Below are 6,451 nucleotides of genomic sequence, written 5' to 3'. Positions count from 1 at the left end.
GAATCAAAGCAAAACTAAAAGGACTTAGTCCTGTGCAATACAGAACTAAATCCCTTCAATAAATATAGTGTCCAACTTTTTGGGGTCAGTACATTGACGATAGGGGCTTTTTTCATGTGGGAAAGAAACTAAAAAAGGTGTATAATAGAAACATGTTAAAAAAACCGACATCAGCTTATGTGCATATTCCATTTTGCACTCAAATTTGTTATTATTGCGATTTTTCAAAAGTTTTTATCAAAAATCAGCCTGTAGATTCTTATCTTCAGGCTCTTATTCGTGAATTCGAATCTTATGATATTCACCATCTCAGAACTCTCTATATCGGAGGGGGGACACCAACAGCTATCAGTGCTTCTCAACTAGATTATTTGTTGACAAATCTGACCAAGTCTCTTGATTTAGCCGAGCTTGAGGAGTTTACAATCGAAGCTAACCCGGGAGACTTGACGCCTGAAAAGATTGCAGTTTTGAAAAAGTCGGCTGTTAATCGTATTTCCTTGGGGGTGCAGACCTTCAATGATAAGCACCTTAAACAGATTGGTCGAAGTCATAACGAACAGCAAATCTATGACTCGATTGATGCGCTTAAGCAGGCTGGCTTTGACAATATTTCCATAGACCTCATCTACGCTTTACCTGGTCAGACCATGGAGCAGGTCGAGGAAAATGTGGCCAAGGCTCTAGCACTTGATATTCCTCACTTGAGCTTATACAGCTTGATTTTGGAGCACCATACCGTGTTTATGAATAAAATGCGTCGTGGTAGGCTAAATCTACCGACAGAGGATTTGGAAGCGGAGATGTTTGACTATATCATCGCAGAGCTTGAAAAAAATGGTTTTGAGCATTATGAGATTTCTAACTTTACCAAGCCTGGTATGGAAAGTCGCCACAACCTCATGTACTGGGAAAATGATGAGTATTATGGTGTCGGTGCAGGGGCGTCTGGTTATGTGGATGGGGTTCGTTACCGTAATCGTGTGCCAATCCAACATTATTTAAAGGCTGTCGAAGAGGGAAATGCAAGGTTGTCTGAAGAGCATTTAACCAAAGAGGAAATGATGGAAGAGGAGTTCTTTTTGGGGCTTCGTAAGAAATCAGGTATTTCTAAGACAAAGTTTGAGACAAAGTTTGGATTGTCCTTTGAAGAGCGCTATGGCGAGATTGTGTCAGGTCTGGTGGCGGATGGCTTACTTCAAGTAGAAGGGGATCGCATCCGAATGACCAAGAAAGGTCTTTTTCTTGGAGACAATGTTGCAGAGCAGTTTATATTAGATTAGAGAGTTGGAGTTGTATGGGAAAGATTTACCGTCAAAATTATCGTATTCCGTTTTATGAGACTGATGTCAACCATCAAGTGAAGTTGCCCCATTTACTATCGGTTGCTTTGCAGGTATCGGGTCAGCAGTCACTGTCACTAGGTGTTTCGGATGAAGATATTTTTGACCAATACCATTTGGTTTGGGTCATTACAGAGTACGACGTGCAGATTGAGCGAATGCCTCGCTACGGTGAAGATATCATCATTGAGACAGAGGCTGATTCTTACAATCGTTTATTTTGTTACCGCTACTTCAGAATTTTTGACCAAGAGGGCAATCAACTACTTAGTATTTTTTGCCATTTTGTTTTGATTGATTTTGATACGCGCAAGGTAGCCCAGGTCCCAGATGATTTGGTAGCTCCTTATGAAGCGACAAAAATCAAAAAATTGATTCGTGGTCAGAAGTATCGAGACTTGCAAGAGGCTAAAGAAACCTTTTACCATGTCCGTTATTTTGATCTTGATATGAATGGTCATGTCAATAATGGTAAGTACCTTGAATGGATGTACGATGTCTTGGATATCGACTTTTTACGTCAGCATAGTCCCAAATCTATCCATCTCAAGTATGTCAAAGAAATTCATTATGGTGGTGATATTTATTCACGTGTTGAACAGGAAGGCGTGATTAGTCGTCATGACATCACTTCTAATGGCGAACTTAATGCACAGGCAATTATAGAATGGGAGAAAAAAGATGTATAAGGGTTATTTGATTGATTTAGATGGTACTATTTACAAAGGTAAGGATCGTATTCCAGAGGGTGAAGCTTTTGTTCATGAGCTGCAAAAGCGTCAGATTCCCTACCTTTTTGTAACGAATAACACTACTCGTACGCCAGAAATGGTCCAAAGCATGCTGGCAGAGCATTTTAATATCGAAACAGCTATAGAGACCATCTACACAGCAACTTTAGCAACGGTTGATTATATGAACGATATGAACCGAGGTAAGACGGCTTATGTGATTGGGGAGACAGGTCTAAAGACAGCTATCCAAGAGGCTGGCTATACGCATGATGATGAGTCTCCAGCCTATGTTGTAGTAGGTCTTGATACTGAACTAACGTATGAAAAGCTTGCAGTCGCTACCTTGGCTATTCAAAAGGGAGCTATCTTTATCGGAACCAATCCTGACCTCAATATCCCGACTGAGCGTGGCATGCTACCTGGTGCAGGTTCCTTAATTGCCCTCATCGAGGCAGCGACACGTGTTAAGCCTGTGATTATCGGAAAACCGGAAGCTGTCATTATGAATAAGGCCTTGGATGTCCTTGGAACGAAACGTTCCGAAACAGTTATGGTTGGCGATAACTATTTGACTGATATCACTGCGGGTATCAAAAATGATTTTCCAACGCTTCTGGTGACGACGGGATTTACAAAGCCTGAGGAAGTAGCAGACCTACCGATTCAACCTGACCATGTTTTAGCAAGTTTGGCAGATTGGGATTTTGACGCACATGAGTAAGTGGCATTTTTCTTACCTTTTCATATGGCTCTTATCCTTGGTGATTTTGGTGACGATAGGCTTGGCTTGGTTATGTTACCCGCTTGCTATTTCTGGTTTTCAACTGGAAAAGGTGGTTTATTTGTCGTCAAAGACAATCCTGTATAACTTTAATCAGCTGATGCGATTTCTTGTTTTTCCTTGGGTTAGTCAGTTAAAAATGGCTGATTTTCCAACTTCACAGAGCGGTTTAGGGCATTTTGTTGATGTCAAGCACTTGTTTTTACTTTGTCAACTAGTCTTTGTTACCTTAGCTTACCCTAGTGTGATTTGTTTGAAACGCCTCTTTAAAGCGAGATTAGTCTGGTTATACCAACCTCTTTTTGTTTTTGTTGCTGGGGTTCCGCTGGTCATCGCTTTACTGGCTGTTTTGTTGGGGTTTGATACTTTTTTTACTCTTTTTCATCAGATTCTCTTTCCGGGAAATGATTCTTGGCTCTTTAATCCTTATACGGACCCTGTTATCTATATTTTGCCTGAGAATTTTTTCCTTGCTTGCTTCCTTCTTTTTCTTGTTTTATATGAGATTTCTATGATTGGATTCTATCTTGTGGGGAGACAGCAGTGGCGAAAATCTCGTCAATCGTCTGTTAAGTGAAATCACTGTCTTTTCATAGTTGTTCTGAAATTTACTGAAAGCGACTTTCATGATACAATAGAAAGGAATGCAAAAAGGAGTATCTAGACAATGGAAAAAACATTTTTTATGATTAAACCAGACGGTGTTGAGCGTGGCCTAGTAGGTGATGTCTTGAAACGTATCGAACGTAGAGGTTTCCGTTTGGAAAAATTAGAGATGCGCCAGATTGATCGTGCGAGTTTGGAAAAGCACTATGCTGACTTAGTGGATCGTCCTTTCTTTCTAGGAATTGCAGAGTTTATGATGTCAGCTCCAGTGGTTATGGGGGTTATAGCAGGTCCTGGTGTTGTGGCTTCTTGGCGTGATATGTTGGGAGCAACAAATCCAGCCGAGGCTGCTCCAGGAACAATCCGAGGAGACTTTGCAACAGCGCCGACAGGTAGCATCATTCCCAATATCGCTCACGGGTCAGACTCTCTTGAGTCAGCTCAACGTGAAATAGCGATTTGGTTTCCTGAAATGAATTAAAGAACAGTCGTCAACTAGCTTTTGAGCTACTTGAAGGCTGTTTTTTCAGTTGCAAAACTGTTTCTTATCTTAGGGAATTTTGCTATAATAAAGGATAAAGACTATTTTAAAAGGAAACGCAAAAAGTAAATGGCAATCGATTTAAATGAATTAAAAAAACGACAGGAGAAGATTCGTAACTTCTCAATCATCGCCCATATAGACCATGGAAAATCAACCTTGGCTGACCGTATTTTAGAGAAAACTGAAACGGTTTCAAGTCGTGAAATGCAAGCCCAATTGCTTGATTCGATGGATTTGGAGCGAGAGCGTGGGATTACAATTAAGCTAAATGCGATTGAGCTCAACTACACCGCTAAAGACGGGGAAACTTATATTTTTCACTTGATTGACACGCCTGGACACGTTGACTTCACTTACGAAGTGTCACGTTCCCTTGCAGCCTGTGAAGGGGCAATCCTTGTTGTAGATGCTGCACAAGGTATTGAGGCACAGACTTTGGCGAATGTCTACCTCGCTCTTGACAACGATCTTGAAATCATGCCGGTTATCAATAAGATTGATTTGCCTGCAGCAGACCCAGAGCGTGTTCGCGGCGAAATCGAAGATGTGATTGGTCTGGATGCCTCAGATGCTGTTTTAGCATCTGCTAAGGCAGGGATTGGTATTGAAGACATTCTAGAGCAAATCGTTGAGAAAGTTCCAGCTCCAGCTGGAGATATCGAGGAACCTCTTCAAGCCCTTATCTTTGATTCCGTGTACGATGCCTACCGTGGGGTTATTTTACAAGTACGTGTGGTCAATGGTATGGTTAAACCAGGCGATAAGATTCAGATGATGTCCAACGGTAAGACCTTTGATGTCACAGAAGTTGGTATCTTTACGCCTAAGGCTGTCGGACGAGACTACCTTGCGACTGGTGACGTTGGTTATGTCGCGGCATCCATCAAGACAGTAGCTGATACCCGTGTCGGTGATACGGTTACTCTAGCTGATAATCCAGCAGCAGAGCCACTTCACGGCTACAAGCAAATGAACCCGATGGTCTTTGCTGGTCTTTACCCAATCGAGTCCAATAAATACAACGATTTACGTGAAGCGCTTGAAAAATTACAATTGAACGATGCCAGTCTTCAATTTGAACCTGAAACCTCTCAAGCTTTGGGATTTGGTTTCCGTTGTGGTTTCTTGGGTCTTCTTCACATGGATGTTATCCAAGAACGTCTAGAACGTGAGTTCAATATCGACCTCATCATGACAGCGCCATCTGTAGTTTACAATGTCAATACGACTGACGGTGAGATGATTGAAGTCTCAAATCCATCAGAATTCCCAGACCCAACGCGTATTGATAGCATTGAAGAACCTTATGTCAAAGCCCAAATCATGGTGCCACAAGAGTATGTTGGTGCGGTGATGGAGTTGGCGCAACGCAAACGTGGTGATTTTGAGACGATGGAGTACATTGATGATAATCGTGTCAACGTCATCTATCAAATCCCACTTGCAGAGATTGTTTTTGACTTCTTTGATAAGCTTAAGTCATCAACACGTGGTTACGCTTCATTTGACTACGAAATTTCAGAGTACCGCAAATCTAATTTGGTTAAAATGGATATTCTCCTCAACGGTGACAAGGTCGATGCGCTTAGCTTCATCGTCCACAAGGAATTTGCCTATGAGCGTGGAAAACTCATCGTTGATAAACTCAAGAAAATCATTCCACGTCAGCAATTTGAGGTGCCAATCCAAGCCGCTATCGGTCAAAAAATCGTGGCTCGTACAGACATCAAAGCCCTTCGTAAAAACGTTTTGGCCAAATGTTACGGTGGTGACGTTTCTCGTAAGCGTAAGTTGCTTGAAAAACAAAAAGCTGGTAAGAAACGTATGAAGGCTATCGGTTCTGTTGAAGTACCGCAAGAAGCCTTCCTAAGCGTCCTTTCAATGGATGAAGATGAAAAGTAAACCAAAAGACGAAAGTTGTGAAATCAATGAAAATCAATGTTTTGAAGCAAGATTTTTCAGTTTGTAAGGTAAGTGATTATCAGCAAGTTGACCTAACAAAAGAGTTTGTCTTTATCGGTAAGACAGATCAAGAGAACTCACTTATTCTTCCAACAGATCAAGTACCAACGAATACGCTGGTTTGTGAGGATGGCTGGAGAGCTTTTCGAATTGAAGGGGTCTTGGATTTCTCTTTGATTGGTATTTTAGCCAAAATCGCAGGAGTGCTAGCGCAACATCAGATATCCATTGTTGCCCTATCAACTTTTAACACCGATTATATTTTGGTGAAAAACAGCCACTTGGAACAGGCGGTAACTGTCTTATCACAAGCTGGTTACGATATAGTAATGTGATAACAATCCATTCGAGGGAGTTAGCTAGGGAGACCTGGCTACTCTCTTTTATTGGCTCTTTGTCAACTGTAGTGGGTTGACTTATAATCAGCAGCGAGAGAGAATCAGATTGGTTCTCTCTTTTTGCATGTTTAAAGCGATGAGAA

At 41.5% G+C, this 6,451-nt stretch carries 7 protein-coding genes; all 7 read left to right on the top strand.

Features of this window, described 5'->3' with window-relative positions; translation table 11 throughout:
* Positions 1 to 152 precede the first annotated feature (152 nt).
* The 7 genes from hemW to JOC31_RS09465 all read left to right on the top strand — a co-directional run bounded on the left by hemW (position 153) and on the right by JOC31_RS09465 (position 6,305).
* Positions 153 to 1,283, top strand: a complete 1,131-nt coding sequence (gene hemW / locus JOC31_RS09495; RefSeq protein WP_205017919.1) for a radical SAM family heme chaperone HemW — start codon at positions 153 to 155, stop codon at positions 1,281 to 1,283.
* Positions 1,284 to 1,297: 14 nt separating this feature from the next.
* Entirely contained in the window at positions 1,298 to 2,032 is a 735-nt protein-coding gene (locus tag JOC31_RS09490; protein ID WP_205017918.1) for an acyl-ACP thioesterase domain-containing protein, read from the top strand.
* Positions 2,025 to 2,798, top strand: coding sequence for a TIGR01457 family HAD-type hydrolase (locus JOC31_RS09485; protein WP_205017917.1), 774 nt, complete (start codon positions 2,025 to 2,027; stop codon positions 2,796 to 2,798). The genes JOC31_RS09490 and JOC31_RS09485 overlap by 8 nt, the downstream gene beginning before the upstream one ends.
* On the top strand, positions 2,791 to 3,435 hold the full coding sequence (locus JOC31_RS09480; RefSeq protein ID WP_205017916.1) for a TIGR01906 family membrane protein: 645 nt from the start codon (positions 2,791 to 2,793) through the stop codon (positions 3,433 to 3,435). Before JOC31_RS09485 ends, JOC31_RS09480 begins: the two co-directional genes overlap by 8 nt.
* 90 nt (positions 3,436 to 3,525) lie before the next feature.
* A complete protein-coding gene (gene ndk, locus JOC31_RS09475) occupies positions 3,526 to 3,945 on the top strand; it encodes a nucleoside-diphosphate kinase (RefSeq protein WP_205017915.1) in 420 nt (139 codons plus the stop codon).
* Between the two features lie 129 nt (positions 3,946 to 4,074).
* On the top strand, positions 4,075 to 5,910 hold the full coding sequence (gene lepA / locus JOC31_RS09470) for a translation elongation factor 4 (protein ID WP_239551777.1): 1,836 nt from the start codon (positions 4,075 to 4,077) through the stop codon (positions 5,908 to 5,910).
* Between the two features lie 26 nt (positions 5,911 to 5,936).
* The gene (locus tag JOC31_RS09465; RefSeq protein WP_205017920.1) at positions 5,937 to 6,305 is read left to right on the top strand and encodes an ACT domain-containing protein; all 369 of its coding nucleotides are present in this window, start codon (positions 5,937 to 5,939) and stop codon (positions 6,303 to 6,305) included.
* The last annotated feature ends 146 nt before the right edge of the window (positions 6,306 to 6,451 follow it).

Origin of the sequence: Streptococcus saliviloxodontae (assembly GCF_016908655.1) — a bacterium.
GTDB lineage: Bacteria > Bacillota > Bacilli > Lactobacillales > Streptococcaceae > Streptococcus > Streptococcus saliviloxodontae.
This window is presented reverse-complemented; position numbering and strand designations above follow the sequence as displayed.